Genomic DNA, 20,640 nt, shown 5'->3' with positions numbered 1-20,640 from the left:
ACGGGTAGAGATCACGGACACGCGACGACGGGAGGCCTCATGACCAGTGCCGTGGCGGTGCTGCCCGGGTGGCTGCGGATCCGGTCGGCTCAGGCGCCCGGCTGGGTGCGCGCGCCGTGGCCCGCCGAGGACGACCGGTCGCTGGCCCTGGTCTTCCGCGTCGCCCGCGGTGCGGGGATCTCCCGGCGCTCGGCCGCGCGCCTGTGCCGCCGGCTGGTCCGGGAAGGCCACCTCGCCGAAGGCCGCGACCGGCTGCTCGCCGCGTTGCACGACACCCTGCGGCCGCGCGTGCCGGCGGAACGCCTGGCCAAGGCGACGGCCGACGCCTTGCTGCTCGACGCGTTCCAGACCCTGCCCCACGGTCGCCGCGGCCTGCTCTGGTCCGCGTTGCGGGAGCGGCGCACCGCGGCGGAGCTGGCCGTCGAGCCCGGGCTGCCCGCGCAACGCGTGCACGAACAGCTCCGCGACGCGCTGCGCGAGCTCGCCGCCTGCCGGCCCGCCTGATCGCACGAAAGAGCCGCCCCACGGCGTGTGGGGCGGCTCTTCGGAAGAGGTTCAGTCCTTGAAGGACAGTGCTCCGGACGGGCAGGTCTGCACCGCGTCGCGCATTTCGGCGTCCGACCCGGGTTCCGCGACGACGGTGACGATCCCTTCGTCGTCCTGGTCGAACACGTCGGGCGCGTTCAGCACGCACTGGCCGGCGCCGACACAGCGGCCGCGGTCCACCTCCAGCTCCATCACGGTCTCCTTCCTCACCAGCGCACCGGCAGGCCGTGCAGGCCGAAGAGCACGCCGTCGTACTTGAAGGGCAGCTCGGCCACCGGCGCGTCGAGCGCGAGCGTGGGGATGCGCTCGAACAGCGTCCGGTACGCGATCTCCAGCTCGGCCCGCACGAGGTTCTGCCCGAGGCACTGGTGCACGCCGTAGCCGAACGCCACGTGGTGGCGCGCCGAGCGGCCGGGGTCGAACTCAGCCGGGTCGGAGAACGGGCAGCCGTCGTGGTTGGCGGCGGCGATGAGCGGCACGATGCCCTCGCCCTTGCGGATCAGCTGGCCGCCGATCTCGACGTCCTCGGTCGCCACGCGCAGCGCGACCAGGTCCGCCACCGAGTGCAGCCGCAGCATCTCCTCGACCACGCGGTCGTCGCCGATCCAGTCCGGGTTCAGCAGCAGCGTGACCACGCCGAGGGCGATGTTGTTGGCCGTGGTCTCGTGTCCGGCGATGAGCAGCAGCATCGACACCCCGGACATCTCGGCCGGGCTGATCGCTTCGCTGGCCAGCAGCTGCGTGATCAGGTCCTCGCCGGGGCGCTTCTTCTTGATCGTGATGAGCCGGCCCAGGTAACGCAGGATCTCCTTGCCCGCCTTCTCCTTCTCCTCGTCGGTGGAGAAGAACGAGACCAGCGTGCGCGTCTTCGACTCGAAGAACTCGTGGTCGGCATACGGCACCCCGAGCAGCGCCGAGATCACCAGGGACGGCACCGGCAGCGCGAACTCGGCCACCAGGTCCGCGGAGTTCCCGCCGGCGAGCATGGCGTCGATGCGACCGTCGACGATCTCCTGGATGGCCGGGCGCAGCTCGCGGATCTTGCGCACGGTGAACTCGGGGATCAGCGTCTTGCGGAACCGGCCGTGCTCGGGCGGGTCGAGGGCGACGAACCAGCCGGGCACGTCGGGCACCCCGCCCGTGCGCCCGATGCGGGGGAAGCCTTCGTGACCCGGGTTGGAGCTGATCCGAGGGTCCGTGAGCACGGCGCGCACCTCGTCGTGGCGCGTCACGAGCCACACGGTGTTCCCGCCGGGCAGCTGCGACCGCACCAGCCCGGGCTGCTCGCGCAGCCGCGCGTATTCCGGCGGCGGGAACGGCGCTCCCTCCCGGCGGGCGGGGAACTCGACGAGGGTCGTCGACTCGGCGCTCGGCATGGCAGGTGTCTCCCTTCGGACGGGCGCTCAGCCCGCCTGGTAGAACTCGCGGACCTTGCCCGTGATGTGGTCCTGGTCGGCCTCGGTCAGCCCGGTGTGCGTGGGCAGGTAGAAGCCGTCTTCGGCGAAGGTGTTCGCCTTGAGCTGGGGCCAGACCGGGTCGAGGTACAGGGGCTGGCGGCTCATCGGCTTGAAGAACAGCCGCGTCTCGATCCCGTTGTCGGCCAGGAACGCGCGCAGCTCCTCGCGGCGGGTGGCGCGCAGGTCGTACATCCACAGCACGTCGCGCGGGGGCATCAGCGTGATGCCGTCGATGCCCGCGAGGCCGGCGTCGTAGCGGGCCTCGATCTTGGCGCGCTCGGCGAGGATTTCGTCCAGGCGCTCGGTCTGGGCGAGCGCGACGGCGGCCTGCATGGCCGTCATGCGGAAGTTGTAGGCGAGCTTCTTGTGCAGGAAGCTGTGGTCGCTCGTGAACGCCATCGCGCGCAGGTGCGCCATCTGGCCGGCCAGGTACGCGTCTTCGGTGAGGCAGATCCCGCCCTCGCCGGAGGTGATGATCTTGTTGGCGAACAAGGAGAAGCACGCGATGTCGCCCACCGGCTTCACGCCGTGGGCCTCGGCGGAGTCCTCCACCACGCGCAGGCCGTACTGGTGCGCCAGGTCCATGATCGGGCCCATCGCGCAGGCGCGGCCGTAGATGTGCACCGGCATGATCACCTTGGTGCGCGGGGTGATCTTCTCCTCGATCAGGGCCGGGTCGATGTTGAGGTCGTCACCGCAGTCGACGAACACGGGCGTGGCGCCGGTGTAGGTCACGGCCCACGCGCTGGCGATCATCGTGAACTCCGGCACGATCACCTCGTCGCCGGGACCGACGCCCAGCGCCCGCAGCGCGAGCGTGAGCGCGGTGGTGCCCGACGAGCACGCCACACCGTGGGCGCTGCCGTTCCAGGCGGCGAACGCCTCCTCGAACCGCCGGACGAACGGGCCCTGGGAAGAGATCCAGCCGTCGCCGATGGTCTCGGTGACGTAGTCGAGCTCGTGGCCGGTCAGGTGCGGCCGGGACACCGGGTACTGGTACGCCATGGAGAGTCCTCGCTCGGGGTTCGGGGGTCAGGGGCGCGCGAGCAGCGCGAGCACGGCGTCGGCGGCGGCTTCGCGGCCGCCGGCTTCGCGTTGCGCACGGGAGAAGTGCTCGGCGCGCGTGCGGTAGCGCGACTGCTCCAGCACGCGGGTCAGCTTGTCGGTGACGTCGTCGGGGTCGAAGGTGTCCGGCCGGTCGAGGGTGAGGCTCACGCCGGCGTCGGCGCCGCGGACGGCCTGGTCGTAGCAGTCCACCCAGAGCGGGCGGATGACGAGCGGCTTGCCGAAGTAGATGCCTTCGTGGAACCCGTTGCCGCCACCGTGGTTGAAGAACACCTTCACGCTGGGATGTGCCAGCACGTCGAACTGCGAGGGCACCCAGTCCTCGATGCGCAGCGTCGGCGGCAGGTCGGCGGGCAGAAAGTGCTGCTGCTCGCTCGGCAGCTTCCACAGCACCGAATGCCCGCGCGAGCCGAGGCGGCGCGCCACCTCCACGAGCGAGGCGACCTGCTCACGGGTGAGCCGCGTGATCGTGCCGAATCCCATGTAGACGACGGAGTCCTGCGCGTCGAGCCACGCCGGAAGCTCCTCGGCGCCGGGCGCCTGCGGCAGCGGCGGCACGAGCGCGCCGACGAGCTTCATGTGCTCCGGCACGGGGAAGGGGTAGTCGAGGCCGGCGACGGAATAGCACAGCACGAGCTGTGCGTGGTCGATGCGGGACATCACGCCGCCGGCCTCGGGCGCGATGCCCAGCTCCGCGCGGACCTCCTTGTCCTTCGCCAGCTGCTTCGCCATCTCCGGCTTGAGGAACATCGCCAGCGTGCGCAGCTTGAACAGGCGGTTCTCCCAGCGCTGGCGCGCGGTCATGCGGTAAGGCAGGCCCGAGTGCGGCACGGGGAAGTCGCGGCCGGTGTAGCTCTTGGCGAACGGCGTGTAGGCCGTGAGCATGGTGCTCGCCATGAACGGCACGCTGAGCACGTAGGGGATCCCGCGCGTGATCGCCAGCTCGAACGCGAACTGCGACATGCTCTCGATCACCATCAGCGCCGGCTCGATCTTGTCGACGGCGGCCTCGAGCTTGCGGTACTTCGCCACCCGCAGCCCGGGGTCGAGCGTGTGCTCGATGACCGCGCGGTGGGCCTTGAACCGCGAGCGCTGCGTCACGGCGCGGTAGGTCTCGTCGTCCCAGGTCACCGCCGACATCTCGGGGACGACGTCGCCGAGCGAGGCGAACTCGACGATGCTGCGCGCGCCGTCGCCGCCGAGCTCTTCGACGGCGCCGCGCCGGTTCTCGTCGGTGGCGAACCAGAGGTCGGGCACGCCGCGGCGGGCGAGCTCGCCGGCCAGCGTGAGCACCGGGTTCAGCAGCCCCGCCTCGGGTGAGCTGACGAACAGGATCGGCCGCCGGAGGTCCGGGTCGGCGGGGTCGTCGGTCTCGTGCACGGGTTTCTCCTCGGCTCGGTGCTGCCCACGTCCGGACTCTGTGATCCCACGCGGGGGCCGGGAAAATCCCTAGAACCGGCGGCGAAACGCATCCGGGAGCGCGGTTTCTGGGGGTTTCCCTTGATCGCCGCGCGGAAACTGGGCTTCGGGTGGGGCCGTCCGGTGACGGCGCCCGGGGGGAGCAACCCATTCCACGCAGGGTCGAGGAAGAGGTTCACCGAACATGGCGATGATCTGCGGGACGGACTCCGTCCGCACACTGACCGACCTCGAACGCGACGCCGTGAAGATGGCCGAAGAGCTGGCGTCGCGGGGGATCGGCCGTTCGGATCGGGTGCTGCTGAAGGCGGACAACTCGGTGGGCTACCTGACCGCGCTGCTCGCCTTGATGCACGTGGGCGCGTCGGTCGCGCTCATCGACCACCAGGAGAAGGCCGAGTCCACCGGCGAGCTGATGGACCGGGCCGGCGTGGTGCTGTGCGTGACGGACGAGAACGCCGAGCTGCCCGAGGACACCGACGTCAGCCGGATCACGATCTACGAGCTGGCCCTGGCCTCGGCCGGGCGCACGCCGAAGGCGACGCTCGACACCACCTCGTGGTCCGAGCTGCCCGACGGGTTGCTGATGTGGTCGTCCGGCTCGACCGGCAAGCCGAAGGCGATCGTGAAGTCCGGCGGCTCGTTCCTCGAGAACCTGCGCCGCAACATCGACGCGGTGGGGCACCGGGAAAGCGACGTACTGGCGCCGTTCCTGCCGTTCTCGCACCAGTACGGGCTGTCGATGCTGCTCATCGCGTGGCTCACGCGGTGCTCGCTCGTGGTGGCCCCCTACCGGCGGCTCGACCACGCGCTGAAGATGGCCGACCTGTGCGGGGCCACGGTGTTCGACGCGACGCCCGCGACCTACCGCAGCATGCTCAACATCGCCCGCAAGCGCCCGGCGCTGCACGCGACGCTGAACCGCGCGCGGATGCTGTGCGTCGGCGCGGCGCCGCTGATCCCGGGCCTGGTCGACTCCTACGTCGGCGAGTTCGGCAAGCCACTGCTCGACAGCTACGGCAGCACCGAGCTCGGCAACGTCTCGTTCGCCACGACCGACAACCCGGTGGCCACGGGCCGCCCGGTGCGCGGCGTCGAGCTGAAGATCGTGGACGACAACGGCGTCGAGCTGCCCGCGGGCGAGACCGGCGAGATCCTGGTGCGCACGCCCGACGTGATGGCCGGCTACCTCGACGAGTACGGCCAGGTCGACCCGGTGCTCGGCGACTGGTTCGCCAGCGGCGACTTCGGGATCCTCGACCGCGGCGGCAGCCTGCACGTGCTCGGCCGCAAGCGCGCCGTGCACCGCGGCGGCTACACGCTCTACCCGGACATGATCGAGCGGCGCGTGGCCGAGACCGGCTGCCTGACGAAGATCGTCGCGGTGCCGTGCGAGCGCTACGGCAGCCAGCTGATCGCGTTCGTGGAGGACGAGAAGGATCGCGACGCGGCGTTCTGGCGGGCGCGGATGGCGGAGGTGCTGCCCGCGTACGAGGTGCCGAGCCGGGTCGTGGTGATCGACGCGTTCCCGCTCAACCGCAACGGAAAGCCCGACAGCAAGCGGCTGCAGGAACTGGCGGTCACGGCATGAGCTCGCCCCACCCGGCGCCGTCCCCGCTTCCCGGCGGGGGCGGCGCCGCCGCGGTGTTCCCGGGGATGGCCGCGGCCTCGTACGCGGATCTCGGGCGGTTCCTCGTGCTGGACCGGTACTCCCGGCCACTCGTGCGGGCGGCCGACGAGGCGCTGGGCGATTCGCTGCTGACCGGATACCGCGCGGAGGAGTCGACGTACGGGCCGTTCTCCCAGGTCGCGTTCCTCGTGGCGTCCCTCGCCTGCGCCGAGCGGGCCACGGCCGAACTGGGCCTGCGTCCGGACGTCTGCGCGGGCGCGAGCTTCGGCCACCGCCCGGCCGCCGTGCTCGCCGGGGCACTGTCCTTTCCGGACGCCGTGCGGCTGACGGCGGACCTCGCGCGCTGCGAGGTCGCGTATTTCGGGGAGCTGGGCGAAGAACTCGTGACGCAGTGTTTCGTCCGCGTGCCCGACGGCGTCGTGTCGGCGTTGCTGGCGGACTTCGCGGAACGAGGGGAGTGGCTCGAGCTGTCGGTGGAGCTGGGCGACGGCTCGGTGATGTTGTCGCTGCCGGAGCGCCTGCTCGACGAGGTGATCGCCACGATGCGCGAGGCCGGCGCGTACGTGATGCAGACGATGCGCCCGGCCGTGCACGCCCGACGCTTCACGCCGCTGCGCGAGCTGGCCACCCCGTTCGTCGACCGGTGCGCCCTGACCGACCCGGCGCTGCCGCTGATCGCCGACCAGGACGGCCGCGTGCTCCGCACCGCCGCCGAGGTCCGCACGATGCTGCTCGACACCTTCGACCACCCCGTGGACTGGCCGGCCATGGTGACGTCGCTGGCGGCCGGGGGAGCGGCCACCGCGTACGTGACCGGCCCGGACCAGCTGTTCCACAAGCTGGCGGCGACGAAACGCGCGTTCGCGACCATCGTGCCGGTGACGCCGAAGACCGCCCAGCGGCCGGTCACGCAGCCGGTCTGAAAACCACCGAAGGCCCGCCCGATCACGGGGGCGGGCCTTCGCTGTGTCCACCGAGACTTGTGTATAACGACCTATACAGCTCGCGATGGGTGCCGCAGCTCAGCCGGGGAGCTCGACCGGCGCCAGCTCGGCGAAGACATCGCCAGGACCGGGGTTGGCCGGGAAAGTCGTGCCACCCAGGTGGTCGAGCACGCCCCACACCGCGTTGAGCGCCGTGGTGACGGCGCCCTCGGCGAAGCCGGCCGTCCAGGAGATGTCGTCGCCGCAGAGGAAGAAGCCGCGGCGGTCCGGCGGCAGGTCGTGCTGGCGGAACTGGGTGAACAGGCGGCGCTGGTAGCGGTACTGGCCGGGCAGGTTGGCGCGGAAGGCACCCATGAAGTGCGGTTCGCGCTCCCAGCTGATGGTGACCGGGTCGCCGATCACGTGCGACGCAATATCCACATCGGGGTAGATGGACTCGAGCCGGCGCAGGAGCACGGCCAGGCGCTCGTGGTCGTCGAGCGTCGCGAACTTCGCCGAGTCGTCGTTCCACGTGTAGGACAGGCACATCACGCCCGGGCGGTCGGGGCCGTGGTCGAACAGGTACACGCCGCGGGGCGAGCGATCGGTGAGCGTCATGCCCATCACGTCGTGGCCGCCGTCCGGGTCGGCGTCGAGCCAGAACGGGCGGTCGGTGAGCACGAAGAGCTTCGACGAGCTCATGTAGTGCGTGCGCTCGACCGCGGTCCACTCGTCGGTGGTCAGCAGCGGTTCGTGGCAGTCGACGCGGCCCAGCAACGCCCACACGTGCGGGGTGAACACCACCGCCGGGTAGGCCTCCGACCGCCCGGTTGCGTCGGTGACCACGAGGTCGCGGCCCGCGCGGCGGATCTTCGTCACGGACGGGCGCGGGCTGCCGCGGTGCAGCGCGGCGAGCGAAGTGCCTTTCGGCCAGAACACCGTGTCCGGCGAATGCGTCCACAGCCCGCGCGGCACCTGCTGCGCGCCGCCGACGATGCTGACCTGGTCCACGTCGGCGTGGGTGTAGACCACGCGCAGGATCTCCAGGATCGAGTTCGGGAAGTCGGTGTCCCAGCCGCCGGTGCCGAAGCCGACCTGGCCGAACACCTCGCGGTGGCGGAACGAGTCGAACGCGCCGGAGCGGGCGAGGAAGCCGTAGAAGGACTCGTCGTCCAGCTCGGCGACCAGGCGGTTCCACACGGCCTTGATGAGGCCGACGTCGCGGCGCAGGATCGCGTTCTCCATGGTCGAGAGCTCGGCGCGATCCTGCAGCGCCTTGTCCCACGCGTCGGCGACCTCCTGGTACACCGTCGGCAGGTCGCGCGCGGTGCGGGCGCGGTGCACGGTGCCGCCCAGCTCGATCACGGTGCTGGGGGTCGTGGGGGCGAGCGGGTTCGGGAACGGCCGGGTCTCGAGCCCGAGCGCCTCGATGTAGTGGAACAGCGTGGTCGCCGACGGCGGGAAGCGCATCGCGCCGAGGTCGGCGACGGCGTGCTCGTGGTCGCCGAAGGTCACCGACCGCATGCGCCCGCCCAGCTCGCCCGCCTCGTAGACCACGGGCCGCAGCCCGAGGCGCATGAGCTCGTACGCCGCGACCAGCCCGGAGACCCCGCCGCCGACGACGGCCACGGGCGTGCCGTGCCGGTGGGCCGGCAGTTCGCCGAGGCCGGCCGGGTGGGTCACCCAGCGGTCGTAGCCGAAGGGGAAGTCGGGCACGAGCATCGTCATCCGCTCGGTCGCGGCCAGCGTCATTTCGGCACCTCATTCTCCGGGTGATCGCCTCCGATGGTGCGGGCGCGCGGTCCGGGAAAACCCGAGAGATCCCGGCGGGAAAGGGCCGTCGTCTAAGGGAAAGTACAGCGGGACCGTCCCTAACATCCGGGCACGATGGGTGTCCTCCTGCCTGCTTAGGGGTGGTTCTGCGTCATGACGAGCGAAGCCTTCGACGAGCACGTCGACCGACCGGCGCTCCTGGAGCGCATCGGGAGCGGAGCGGGTGAAGACGCGGTGCGGGTGCTGACCGGCCTGGTCCGGCAGCACCTGGCCGCGGCGCTGGACGGCGATGTGTCCGGAGTGGACGATCCGGGCCGCGGGTTCGCGGAGCTGGGCGTGAGCTCGCTGGCGGCTGTGGAGCTGCACCGCCGCCTGGTGGCCGACACCGGCCTCGCGCTGCCGGTGTCGCTCGTCTACGACCACCCGACGCCGCGCGCGCTCGCCGAGCACCTGGCCGGGCTGCTGCGCGGGGACAGCTCCGACGACACCGCCCCGGCCGTGGTGCCCGCGGATCCGGACGACCCGGTCGTGATCGTCGGCGCGGCCTGCCGGCTTCCCGGCGGCATCAGCTCGCCGGCGCAGCTGTGGGACGCGCTGCTGGCCGGCACCGACGCGATCGGCGAGTTCCCCGACGACCGCGGCTGGGACGTCGCCGCCGTCTACGACCCGGACCCCGACCGGCCGGGCCGCACCTACGCGCGCCGCGGCGGGTTCCTGGCCGACGCCGCCGAGTTCGACGCCGGGTTCTTCGGCATCTCGCCGCGGGAGGCCGCGGCGATGGACCCGCAGCAGCGGCTGCTGCTGGAGACGTCGTGGGAGGTCCTGGAGCGCGCGGGCGTCGACCCGTTGAGCCTGCACGGCAGCGCGACCGGCGTGTTCGTCGGCGCGGAGAACCACGAGTACGGCCCCGGGCTGCAGGACGCGCGGGACGGCGCCGAGGGCCACCTGATCACGGGCACGGCCGGCAGTGTCGTCTCCGGGCGCATCGCCTACCACCTCGGGCTTCAGGGCCCGGCGCTCACGATCGACACCGCGTGCTCGGCTTCGCTGGTCGCCCTGCACGTCGCGGCGCGGTCGCTGCGGCAAGGCGAGTGCGAGCAGGCGCTGGTCGGCGGCGTGGCCGTGATGGCGACGCCGGGTTCGTTCCTCGCCTTCAGCCGCCAGCGGGGCCTTTCGGCCGACGGCCGGTGCAAGGCCTTCGGTGCCGACGCGGACGGCACGGGCTGGAGCGAGGGCGCCGCGATGGTGCTCGTCGAACGCCTGTCGACCGCCCGCGCCCGCGGGCACCGCGTGCTCGCCGTGCTGCGCGGCTCGGCGGTGAACTCCGACGGTGCGAGCGCCGGGCTGACCGCGCCCAACGGCGTGGCCCAGCAGCGGGTGATCCGCCAGGCGCTGGCCGACGCGGGCCTGCGTCCGTCCGAAGTGGACGCCGTCGAGGCGCACGGCACGGGCACGCGCCTGGGCGACCCGATCGAGGCCGCGGCCTTGCAGGCGACCTACGGGCGGGACCGGGAACGGCCGTTGCTGCTGGGGTCGGTGAAGTCGAACCTGGGGCACACCCAGGCCGCGGCCGGTGTCGTCGGCGTGATCAAGCTGGTGGAGGCGCTGCGCCACGGCGTGCTGCCGCGCACCCTGCACGCCGACGAGCCGACGCCGCACGTCGACTGGGCGGCCGGCGGGCTGTCGCTGCTGACCGAGGACACGGACTGGCCGGAGACCGGCCGTCCCCGTCGCGCGGCGGTGTCGTCGTTCGGGTTCAGCGGGACCAACGCGCACGTCGTGCTGGAGCAGGCGCCGGACGAACTCACCGAACCCGTGGAGCCGGCGGAGGTCGCGGTGCCGCTGGTGCTTTCGGCGCGCACGCCGGAGGCGCTGCGGGCCCAGGCCGCGCAGCTGAGTGCGGTGGTGGACCACGGTTCGGCACTCGACGTCGCGTACAGCGCCGCCACCGAGCGTGCTGCGCTGGAGCACCGCGCGGTGATTCTCGGCGACCCGGCCGAAGGGCTGGCGGCGCTGGCGTCGGGGAATTCGCACCCGGGTGTCGTGACCGGCACCGCGGGGCACGGGCGTCTCGCGTTCGTTTTCCCTGGCCAGGGCGCGCAGCGCGCCGGGATGGGCCGGGACCTGTACGAGCGGTTCCCGGCGTTCGCCGCGGCTTTCGACGCCGCGTGCGCCGAGCTCGATCTGCACCTCGACGTGCCGCTGCGCTCGGTCGTCTTCGCCGAACCCGGCACGCCCGAGGCGGCGCTGCTCGACCTGACCGGGTACACGCAGCCGGCGTTGTTCGCCTACCAGGTCGCCGCGTTCCGGCTGGTGGAGTCGTGGGGCCTGCGACCCGACGTGGTCACCGGGCACTCGATCGGCGAGGTGGCCGCCGCGCACGTCGCGGGGATCTGGTCGCTCGCCGACGCGAGCGCGTTCGCCGCGCACCGCGGCCGGCTGATGCAGCAGCTGCCCGCCGGAGGGGCGATGCTCGCGGTCGGCGCCGACGAAGCCGACCTCGCCGACTTGCTGGCTGAGCATGACGACGTCTGCGTCGGCGCCATCAACGCGCCCGGCTCCGTCGTGCTTTCCGGCGCGGCGGAGGCGATTGCCGCGATCGAGGCCGTGGTGCGAGAGCGTGGGCTGCGCGCGAAACAGCTGACGGTGAGCCACGCGTTCCACTCGGCCCTGATGGAGCCGGCGCTCGACGAGCTGAGCTGGGTCGCCGACGTGCTCGCCTACCGCGAGCCGCGGATCCCGATCGTCTCCACGCTCACCGGCGCGCGCCACGACCTCGGCTCGCCCGAGTACTGGGTGCGCCAGGCCCGCGAGGCCGTCCGGTTCGCCGACGCCGTGGCGACACTGCGCGAAGAAGGTGTGACGGCCGCCCTGGAGCTTGGCCCGGACGCCGTGTTGTCCGGTCCGCTCGCGCAGGGGCTGGCCGGGGAGAGCGAAGCCGTTGCCGTCCCATTGCAGCGCGAAGGCCACGATGCCTACGCGGCGCTCGCGGCGCTGCACGTCCACGGCAACGGTCCGAAGTGGACCGAGTTCTTCGCCGGCTTGGGCGCCCGGCACACGGACCTGCCGACGTATCCCTTCCAGCGCAAGCACTTCTGGCTCGACGCCGGGGCCCGCCGCGGCGGCTCGCTCGACCACCCCGTGCTCGACTCCGTGCTGGACCTCGCGGGTTCGGCCGGGCTCGTGGTCACCGGGTCGCTCTCGCGCACCACGCACCCGTGGCTGGCCGACCACGAGATCGGCGGCACGGCCATCGTGCCCGGGACCGGCCTGGTGGAGCTGGCGATCCGCGCCGCCGACGAGGCCGGCTGCGACCGTGTGGCGGAGCTGGTCCTGGAAGCGCCGCTGCTCGTGGCCGCGGACGGCCGCGTGGAACTGCAGCTCGCGCTCGGCGAGGCCGACGACACCGGCACCCGCACGCTGACCGTCCACTCGCGCCCGCAAGGCGGCGGCTGGACCCGCCACGCCACCGGGCTGGTCGCCTCGGGCTCCGCCGACTTCGCGTTCGCCGAGGAGTGGCCGCCCGACGGCGCGGAGCCGGTCGACGTCACCGGCGCCTACGACCGCCTCGCCGCCGCGGGGTACGGCTACGGCCCGGCGTTCCAGGGCCTCACCGCCGCGTGGCAGCGCGGCGACGACGTGTTCGCCGAGGTCGTCCTGCCGGAGGCCGCGCAGGGCGACGCGACGTTCGCCGTGCACCCGGCCCTGCTCGACGCCGCCCTGCACGCCGCCGCGCTCACCTCGGGGGAGTCGCGCGCGACCCTGCCGTTCTCGTGGACCGACGTGACCCTGCACGCGAGTGGCGCGACCGCGCTGCGTGTACGGCTCACCCCGGCCGGACCGGACACCACGGTGCTGCACGCGACCGACCCCCAGGGCGCCCCGGTGTTCTCGGCCGGTTCGCTGCTGGTGCGCCCGGCGCCGGAGAGCTTCGAGTCCGCTGTGCACGGTGCCGAGATGCCGCTGTGGCAGCTCGACTGGGTGCCCACGCAGCCGGCCACGCCGTTCACCGGCACCGTCGGCGTCCTGGGCGCGGACCCGCTCGGCCTCGCCGTGCCGGGCAGCCACACCGCGAACACGCTGGCCGACCTCGCGCCCGCCGACGTCGTGCTGTACCCGATCGAGAACACCGCGCCGGCCGAGGTGCTGGGTGTGGTGCAGGACTGGCTGGCCGACGAGCGGTTCGCCGATGCCCGCCTGGTCGTCGTGACGCGGGGCGCGGTCGCCGTCGACGACACCGAGGAGATCACCGATCTCACCACCGCCCCGGTGTGGGGCCTGGTGCGCTCGGCCGCCCTGGAGAATCCCGGCCGGTTCGCGCTGGTCGACACCGACGCGGCTGAGGTCACGGACGCGTTGGCGGTCGGCGAGACGCAGGCCGTCGTGCGGGCCGGCGAGGTCCGCGTCGCCCGGCTCGCCCGGTTCTCCTCCTCGCTCGTCCCGCCGAGCGGCACCCCGTGGCGGCTCGACAGCCGGCGCAAAGGCAGCCTCGACGCGCTGACCCTGCTGCCGTTCGCGGCCGCCGAGGCGCCGCTGGGCGCGCACGACGTCCGCGTCGCCGTCCGCGCGGCCGGCCTGAACTTCCGCGACGTCCTCAACGCACTCGGCATGTACCCCGGCGAGGCCGGTCCGCTCGGCGCCGAACTCGCCGGCGTCGTCACCGAAGTCGGTTCGGCGGTTCAGGACCTGGCCCCGGGCGACCGCGTGTTCGGCATGCTCGACGGCGGCTTCGGCCCGCTGGCCGTTGTCGACGAGCACTACCTCGCGCGTGTCCCGGACGCCTGGAGCGACGCCGACGCCGCCGGCGTGCCGCTGGTCTTCCTCACCGCGTACTACGCGCTGGTCGACCTCGCCGCGGCCCGGCCCGGCGAGGCGATCCTGATCCACGCCGGGGCCGGCGGCGTCGGCATGGCCGCGATCCAGCTCGCGCACCACCTCGGCCTCGAGGTCTACGCGACGGCCAGTGAGAGCAAACAGGCCGTGCTGCGCGAGCTGGGCGTCGCCGACGACCACATCGCGTCCTCGCGCACCCTGGACTTCGCCGGGCAGTTCGGCCCCGTCGACATCGTCCTCAACGCGCTCGCGGGCGAGTTCGTCGACGCCTCGCTCGGCTTGCTGCGCGAAGGCGGCCGGTTCCTGGAGATGGGCAAGACCGACTTGCGCGCGGGCGTGCCCGGCTATCGCGCGTTCGACCTCGTCGAGGCCGGCCCGGAACGCACGCGCGAACTGCTCGCCGCGTTGCTGGGGCTGTTCGAGGCCGGGACGCTCACCCCGTTGCCGACGAAGACCTGGGACGTGCGCCGCGCGCCGGAGGCGTTCCGGTACATGAGCCGGGCCAAGCACGTCGGCAAGCTCGTGCTCACGATGCCGCGCGCCTGGAACCCGGACGGCACCGTGCTCGTCACGGGCGGCACCGGCGGGCTCGGCCGTGCGCTGGCGAAGCACCTGGTCGCCACGCACGGTGTGCGGCACCTTCTGCTCGCCGGCCGCCGCGGTCCGGACGCGCCCGGCGTCGACGAGCTGCTGGCGGAGCTGCCCGGCACCGAAGTCACAGTCGCGGCCTGCGACACCGCCGACGCGGACGCGGTTCGCGCGCTCGTCGCGAGGGTCGACCCGGCGCACCCGCTCACGGCGGTCGTCCACGCCGCGGGCGTGCTCGACGACGGTGTGGTCGGCTCGCTCGACGCCGGGCGGTTCGACGCCGTCACCGCGCCGAAGCTGGGTGGCGCCTGGGCCCTGCACGAGGCGACGCGCGAGGTGGACCTCGCCGCCTTCGTGCTGTTCTCCTCGATCACCGGTGTGCTCGGTGGGCCTGGCCAGGCCAACTACGCCGCGGCCAACACCGGCCTCGACGCCCTCGCCCGCCACCGCCACGCCCGTGGCCTGCCCGCCACCGCGCTCGCCTGGGGCGCGTGGTCACCCGAGGCCGGCATGACGGCCGAACTGTCCGAAGCGGACCTCGCCCGCCTGGCCCGCGACGGCCAGCCGCCGTTGCCCCTGGCCGAAGGGCTTGCCCTCTTCGACGCCGCCATCGCCACCGACAGCCCGGTGGTCGTCCCCGCGCTGGTCGACACCACGGCGCTGCGCGCGCTGCCGGCGGTGCCGGAGGTGTTCCGCGGCCTCGTGCGCGGACCTCGCCGCGCCGCGGCGGCCGGCTCGGACACCCGGCTCACCGGACTGTCCACAGCGGACCGCGAGGCGGCGCTGCTCGACACCGTGCGCTCGGAGATCGCCGCCGTGCTCGGCCACGACTCGGCCGATGGCGTCGAGGTCTCCCGCCCGTTCCGCGACCTGGGTTTCGACTCGCTCACCTCGGTGGAGCTGCGCAACCGGCTCGCCGCCGCGACCGGCCTGCGCCTGGCGCCGACGCTCGTCTTCGACTACCCGACGCCGCTCGCGCTCGCCGCGTTCCTCGCGGGCGAGCTCGGCGGCACCACGTCCACCGCCGCGACGCGGACCACCCGCGTGACCGGCGACGACCCGCTCGCGATCGTCGGCATGAGCTGCCGCTTCCCGGGCGGTGCCGACACTCCTGAGCAGCTGTGGCAGCTGCTGACCTCCGGCGGCGACGCGATCGGCCCCGTCCCGGCCGACCGCGGCTGGACCGGCCTCGGCGGCCTGCGCGGCGGGTTCCTCGCCGGCGCGGCCGACTTCGACGCCGAGTTCTTCCGCATGAGCCCGCGTGAAGCCCTGGCCGCCGACCCGCAGCAGCGCCTGCTCCTGGAAGCCGCGTGGGAGGCGTTCGAGCGCGCGGGCATCCGGCCCGGCACCGTCGCCGGCTCCGCGACGGGGGTGTTCATCGGCGCGTCGAGTGCGGACTACGCGCAGCTGCTCACCGGCGCCGCGCGGGCCGAAGGTTTCGTGCTCACCGGCAACACGGGCAGCGTGATGTCCGGCCGGCTGTCTTACACCTTCGGGCTGGAAGGCCCGTCGGTCACCGTCGACACCGCGTGCTCGTCGTCGCTCGTGGCGCTGCACTTGGCCGCGCAGTCGCTGCGGACCGGCGAAAGCTCGCTGGCGCTGGTCGGCGGCGTGACGGTGCTGGCGGACCCGTCGATCTTCGCCGAGTTCGGCAAGCAGGGCGGCCTCGCCGCCGACGGGCGCTGCAAGGCGTTCGGCGAAGGAGCCGACGGCACCGGCTGGTCCGAAGGCGTCGGCATGCTGCTCGTCGAGCGGCTGTCCGACGCCCGGCGCAACGGCCATGAGGTCCTCGCCCTGGTCCGCGGCACCGCGGTGAACCAGGACGGCGCGTCCAACGGCCTGACCGCCCCCAACGGTCCCGCTCAGCAACGTGTGATCCGCTCGGCGCTGGCGAATGCCGGACTGTCCACTTCGGACGTCGACGCGGTCGAGGCCCACGGCACGGGCACGGCGCTGGGCGACCCGATCGAGGCGCAGGCGCTGCTGGCCACGTACGGCCAGGACCGCGAAACGCCGCTGCTGCTGGGTTCGGTCAAGTCGAACCTCGGCCACACGCAGGCGGCCGCCGGGGTGGCCGGCGTGATCAAGATGGTCCTCGCGCTGCGGCACGGCGTGTTGCCGCGCACGCTGCACGCAGGGGAGCGGTCCTCGCGCATCGACTGGGCGGCCGGCGACGTCGAGCTGCTCACCGAGGACACGTCGTGGCCCGACGGCGGGCGCCCGCGCCGGGCCGGGGTGTCGTCGTTCGGCATCAGCGGCACCAACGCGCACGTGATCCTCGAGCAGGCGCCGCCGGTCGCCGCGCCGGTGGTCGTCGAGCCACGAGCGGGACTCGTCCCGTGGCTGCTCTCGGCGCGTACGCCCGAGGCGCTGACCGCGCAGGCCGCACGGCTGGGTGCCTTCGTCGAGGAGCACGACGCTCGGACCACCGACGTCGGCCACACGCTGGCCGCGCGCACGGCGTTCGACCACCGCTCGGTGCTGGTCGACGGGGCCGAGGTCGCCCGCGGTGAAGCGGCCGACCGGACGCCGGCGGTGCTGTTCGCCGGGCAGGGCGCGCAGCGGCTCGGCATGGGCCGTGAGCTGCACGCCCGGTTCCCGGTGTTCGCGGCGGCGTTCGACGAAGCTCTCGCGCTGCTGCCGGACGGCCTGCGTGAGGTCGTGTGGGGCACCGACGACGAGGCGCTGAACGACACCGGCTGGGCGCAGCCCGCGTTGTTCGCGCTGGAGGTCGCGCTGTTCCGGCTCGTCGAGTCGTGGGGGATCGCGCCGCAGTTCGTGGCCGGCCACTCGATCGGCGAGATCGCCGCCGCGCACGTCGCCGGGGTGCTGTCGCTCGCGGACGCGGCCCGGCTGGTCACCGCTCGCGCGAAGCTGATGCAGGCGTTGCCGCGCGGAGGCGAGATGGTGGCGCTGGAGGCCACCGACGACGAGGTCACGCCGCTGCTCACCGCGGACGTCTCGATCGCCGCGGTCAACGGGCCGCGGTCGGTGGTGGTCGCCGGCGCGGAAGACGCAGTCGCTGCCGTCGTGGAGCGTTTCGCGGACCGCCGGACGAAACGGCTGAGCGTGTCGCACGCGTTCCACTCGCCGTTGATGGACCCGATGCTGGACGAGTTCCGCGCCGAGGTCGAGCAGCTGAGCTTCGGTGAGCCGGCGATCCCGCTCGTGTCCACGTTGACCGGTGCGCTCGCGACGGCCGCCGAGCTCGCCTCGCCCGAGCACTGGGTCCGGCACGTGCGCGAGACTGTGCGCTTCGCCGACGGGGTGACCGCGCTGGCGGCTCAGGGCGCCAACGCGTTCCTGGAGCTGGGGCCCGACGGCACACTGTCCGCCCTGGCGTCGGCTCTCGTGCCGGACGCCGTCGTCGTTCCGGCGCTGCGCCGCGAGCGTGCCGAGGAACTCTCCGCCGTCACGGCGCTGGCCATCCTGCACGTGGCGGGCGCCGACGTCGACTGGTCGCCGTTCTTCCCGGGTGCACACCGGATCGACCTGCCCACCTACGCGTTCCAGCACGAGCGCTACTGGCCCGAGCCGCCCGCCGGCAGCGACCCGGTCGCGCCGCTGCGGCACCGTGAATCGTGGGTCCGCATCGCCGCCGGTGAGCGCAAGCCCGGTGACTGGCTCGTGGTCGCCGGGACGGACGCCGAGCTCGCGGACTTCGTCGCCGAAGCCCTCGATGCCGAGATCACGACCGTCGGCCAGCTGGCCGGCCGCGTCGGCGAGGTGGCGGGTGTGGTGTCCCTTGTGGACACCGCCGGCACCGCCGAAGTGGTGCAGATCCTGGCCGAGACGGGCACCCGGGTCTGGGCGGTGACGCGGGAAGCCGTGAGCGCCGCCGACACCGTGGTGAATCCGCGCGCGGCCGGTGTGTGGGGCCTCGGGCGCGTGGCCGCGCTGGAGCACCCGCAGCTGTGGGGCGGTCTCGTCGACCTGCCCGCCACGCTCGACGCGACGATCGCCGATCGGCTTGCCGCCGTGCTGGGCGGGGCCGAGGACCAGGTCGCCGTCCGCGCCTCCGGGGTCTACGGCCGCCGGATCGTGCCGGTCGGCGCGGCCGCGGACGAGACGTGGGCGCCGTCGGGCACCGTGCTCGTCACCGGCGGCACGGGTGCCCTCGGCGCGCAGGTCGCGCGCCATCTCGCCGCGGCCGGCGCCGAGCGCCTGGTGCTCGTGAGCCGCCGCGGTGCCGAGGCGCCGGGCGCGGCCGAGCTGCGCGCGGACCTGGCGGAGTCGGGCGCCGACGTGGTGGTCGAGTCCTGTGACGTCGCCGACCGCGACGCTCTGGCCGGTCTGTTCGCGCGGCACGAGATCGCCTCCGTCGTCCACACGGCCGGCGTGCTCGACGACGGCGTGCTCACCGCCCTCACCCCCGAGCGGCTCGACGCGGTGCTGCGGCCCAAGGCCGAAGCCGCGTTGCTGCTCGACGAACTCGCCGGCGACGTCGAGAAATTCGTGCTCTTCTCCTCGGTCGCCGGAGCCCTTGGCAACCCGGGCCAGGCGAGCTACGCCGCGGCCAACGCCGTGCTCGACGCCCTGTCCCAGCGGCGCCACGCCGAAGGCCGCCCCGCGACGTCGATCGCCTGGGGCGCCTGGGCGGGTGACGGCATGGCCGCCGGGCTGCGCGCCGACCTCGCGCCGACGACCGCGCTCACCGCGTTGCTGCAGGCCGCCGCCGAGCCCGAGCCCACGCTCGTCGTCGCGGACCTGGCCGACCCCGAAGTCCTGACGCCGCTCGTCGCCGCGCGGGCGTCGCGGTCGCTGGCCGAGCTGCCCGGCGCACGTGACCTGGTGGCCCCGCAGGCCACCGGCACCCTGCGGGCCCGTCTCCTGGAACTGTCCGAAGAGGACCGCGAAGCCACGACGCTGACGCTGGTCCGCGAGCACATCGCCGCGGTCCTCGGGCTGTCCGGCACGGCCGGTATCGGCGCCGACCGCGCGTTCCGCGACCTGGGCTTCGACTCGCTCACGGCCGTCGAACTGCGCAACCGCCTCGAGACCGCCACCGGTCTGGCGTTGAGCAGCACCGTGGTGTTCGACCACCCGAGTGCCACCGCGCTGGCGACCCACCTGATCACCACGGCGTTGGGCGAAGACGCGGCCCTGCGCCCGGTGACCACGACGACGCGCGTGACCGACGACCCGATCGTGATCGTCGGCCTGGCCTGCCGGTTCCCCGGGGGCGCGGCCACCCCCGAGCAGTTCTGGGACCTCGTGGCCGGCGGCGAGCACGGGATCTCGGACTTCCCGGCCGACCGCGGCTGGGACCTCGGCCGGCTCGCGGGCGACGGCCGAGGCCGCAGCGCCACCCAGCTCGGTGGGTTCCTCTCCGACGCCGCCGACTTCGACGCCGGCTTCTTCGGCATCTCCCCGCGTGAAGCCCTCGCGATGGACCCGCAGCAGCGCCTGCTGCTGGAGACGACGTGGGAGGCGTTCGAGCAGGCCGGCATCGACCCGGCAACGCTGCGCGGGTCGAGCACCGGCGTCTTCGTCGGCACCAACGGCCAGGACTACGGGGCCCTCATTGCCACCGCACGCGAGGATCTCGAAGGCCACTCGGGCACCGGCGTCGCCGCCAGTGTCGTGTCCGGCCGCATCTCCTACACGTTCGGCTTCGAAGGCCCGGCGCTGACCGTCGACACGGCGTGTTCGTCGTCGCTCGTCGCGATGCACCTCGCGGCGCAGTCGCTGCGCGGCGGCGAGAGCTCCCTCGCGCTCGTCGGCGGCGTGACGGTCATGTCGACGCCTGAGGGCTTCAGCGAGTTCACCCGCCACGGCGGCCTCGCCGCCGACGGCCGCTGCAAGGCCTTCTCGGACGACGCCGACGGCACCGCCTGGGGCGAGGGCGTCGGCCTGCTCGTCCTCGAACGCCTCTCCGACGCCCAGCGCAACGGCCACCGCGTCCTCGCCACCGTACGCGGCAGCGCGGTCAACCAGGACGGCGCGTCCAACGGCCTGACCGCCCCGAATGGCCCGTCGCAGCAACGCGTGATCCGCGCCGCCCTCGCCGACGCCGGACTGTCCACTTCGGACGTCGACGCCGTCGAGGCGCACGGCACCGGCACCGCGCTCGGTGACCCGATCGAAGCCCAGGCCCTGCTGGCCACGTACGGGCAGGACCGGGAAACGCCGCTGCTGCTGGGTTCGGTGAAGTCCAACATCGGGCACACCCAGGCCGCCGCGGGAGTCGCCGGCGTGATCAAGATGGTGCTCGCGATGCAGCGCGGCACCCTGCCGCCGACGCTCAACGTCGGCGCGCCCTCGACGCACGTCGACTGGAGCGCGGGCGCGGTCGAGCTGCTCACGGAGGCGGCCGTGTGGCCGGAGACGGACCGGCCGCGTCGCGCGGGCGTGTCGTCGTTCGGCATCAGCGGCACCAACGCGCACGTCGTCCTCGAAGGAGCCC

The 20,640-nt window shown here is 73.4% G+C and carries 9 protein-coding genes (1 of these 9 only partly in view); 4 read left to right on the top strand and 5 right to left on the bottom strand.

Features of this window, described 5'->3' with window-relative positions:
• The first annotated feature begins 39 nt into the window (after positions 1-39).
• A complete protein-coding gene (locus ACFY1H_RS09140; protein ID WP_386945638.1) occupies positions 40-504 on the top strand; it encodes a hypothetical protein in 465 nt (154 codons plus the stop codon).
• Between the two features lie 51 nt (positions 505-555).
• On the opposite strand, the gene ACFY1H_RS09135 is transcribed toward ACFY1H_RS09140, so the two are convergent.
• The 4 genes from ACFY1H_RS09135 to ACFY1H_RS09120 are packed head-to-tail and all read right to left on the bottom strand — an operon-like array spanning position 556 to position 4,448.
• Positions 556-738: a ferredoxin gene (locus ACFY1H_RS09135; protein ID WP_386945636.1), complete on the bottom strand. Its 183-nt coding sequence runs from the start codon at positions 736-738 to the stop codon at positions 556-558.
• A 14-nt stretch (positions 739-752) separates the two neighbouring features.
• Positions 753-1,922, bottom strand: coding sequence for a cytochrome P450 (locus ACFY1H_RS09130; protein WP_386945634.1), 1,170 nt, complete (start codon positions 1,920-1,922; stop codon positions 753-755).
• Between the two features lie 27 nt (positions 1,923-1,949).
• On the bottom strand, positions 1,950-3,008 hold the full coding sequence (locus ACFY1H_RS09125) for a DegT/DnrJ/EryC1/StrS family aminotransferase (RefSeq protein ID WP_366582070.1): 1,059 nt from the start codon (positions 3,006-3,008) through the stop codon (positions 1,950-1,952).
• A 27-nt stretch (positions 3,009-3,035) separates the two neighbouring features.
• Positions 3,036-4,448 carry a glycosyltransferase gene (locus ACFY1H_RS09120; RefSeq protein ID WP_386945632.1) on the bottom strand — a complete coding sequence of 471 codons (1,413 nt, stop codon included), beginning with the start codon at positions 4,446-4,448 and terminating at the stop codon, positions 3,036-3,038.
• Positions 4,449-4,671: 223 nt separating this feature from the next.
• Here ACFY1H_RS09120 and ACFY1H_RS09115 point away from each other — a divergent pair, with 223 nt between their 5' ends.
• Together ACFY1H_RS09115 and ACFY1H_RS09110 are read left to right on the top strand one after the other, a co-directional pair.
• A complete protein-coding gene (locus ACFY1H_RS09115; protein WP_366582072.1) occupies positions 4,672-6,078 on the top strand; it encodes a class I adenylate-forming enzyme family protein in 1,407 nt (468 codons plus the stop codon).
• Positions 6,075-7,040 (top strand): ACP S-malonyltransferase, encoded by a 966-nt coding sequence (locus ACFY1H_RS09110; RefSeq protein WP_386945629.1) that lies wholly within the window; start codon positions 6,075-6,077, stop codon positions 7,038-7,040. Before ACFY1H_RS09115 ends, ACFY1H_RS09110 begins: the two co-directional genes overlap by 4 nt.
• Before the next feature lie 99 nt (positions 7,041-7,139).
• On the opposite strand, the gene ACFY1H_RS09105 is transcribed toward ACFY1H_RS09110, so the two are convergent.
• Entirely contained in the window at positions 7,140-8,792 is a 1,653-nt protein-coding gene (locus ACFY1H_RS09105) for a flavin monoamine oxidase family protein (RefSeq protein WP_386945627.1), read from the bottom strand.
• A gap of 174 nt (positions 8,793-8,966) precedes the next feature.
• Between ACFY1H_RS09105 and ACFY1H_RS09100 the strand changes: the two genes are divergently transcribed.
• Positions 8,967-20,640 carry the beginning of a type I polyketide synthase gene (locus ACFY1H_RS09100; RefSeq protein WP_386945626.1) on the top strand. It continues 19,463 nt past the right edge of the window, so 11,674 of the gene's 31,137 nt are visible here — the first part of the coding sequence; the start codon lies at positions 8,967-8,969; its stop codon lies beyond the right edge, outside the window.

This window comes from Amycolatopsis sp. NPDC001319, assembly GCF_042896185.1.
Classification (GTDB): Bacteria; Actinomycetota; Actinomycetes; order Mycobacteriales; family Pseudonocardiaceae; genus Amycolatopsis.
This window is presented reverse-complemented; position numbering and strand designations above follow the sequence as displayed.

Excerpts from the sequence above, each read along its gene's own strand:
- ACFY1H_RS09130 (WP_386945634.1), bottom strand. The coding sequence starts at position 1,922 with ATGCCGAGCGCCGAGTCGACGACCCTCGTCGAGTTCCCCGCCCGCCGG.
- ACFY1H_RS09125 (WP_366582070.1), bottom strand. The coding sequence starts at position 3,008 with ATGGCGTACCAGTACCCGGTGTCCCGGCCGCACCTGACCGGCCACGAG.
- ACFY1H_RS09105 (WP_386945627.1), bottom strand. The coding sequence starts at position 8,792 with ATGACGCTGGCCGCGACCGAGCGGATGACGATGCTCGTGCCCGACTTC.
- ACFY1H_RS09115 (WP_366582072.1), top strand. The coding sequence starts at position 4,672 with ATGGCGATGATCTGCGGGACGGACTCCGTCCGCACACTGACCGACCTC.
- ACFY1H_RS09140 (WP_386945638.1), top strand. The coding sequence starts at position 40 with ATGACCAGTGCCGTGGCGGTGCTGCCCGGGTGGCTGCGGATCCGGTCG.
- ACFY1H_RS09135 (WP_386945636.1), bottom strand. The coding sequence starts at position 738 with ATGGAGCTGGAGGTGGACCGCGGCCGCTGTGTCGGCGCCGGCCAGTGC.
- ACFY1H_RS09110 (WP_386945629.1), top strand. The coding sequence starts at position 6,075 with ATGAGCTCGCCCCACCCGGCGCCGTCCCCGCTTCCCGGCGGGGGCGGC.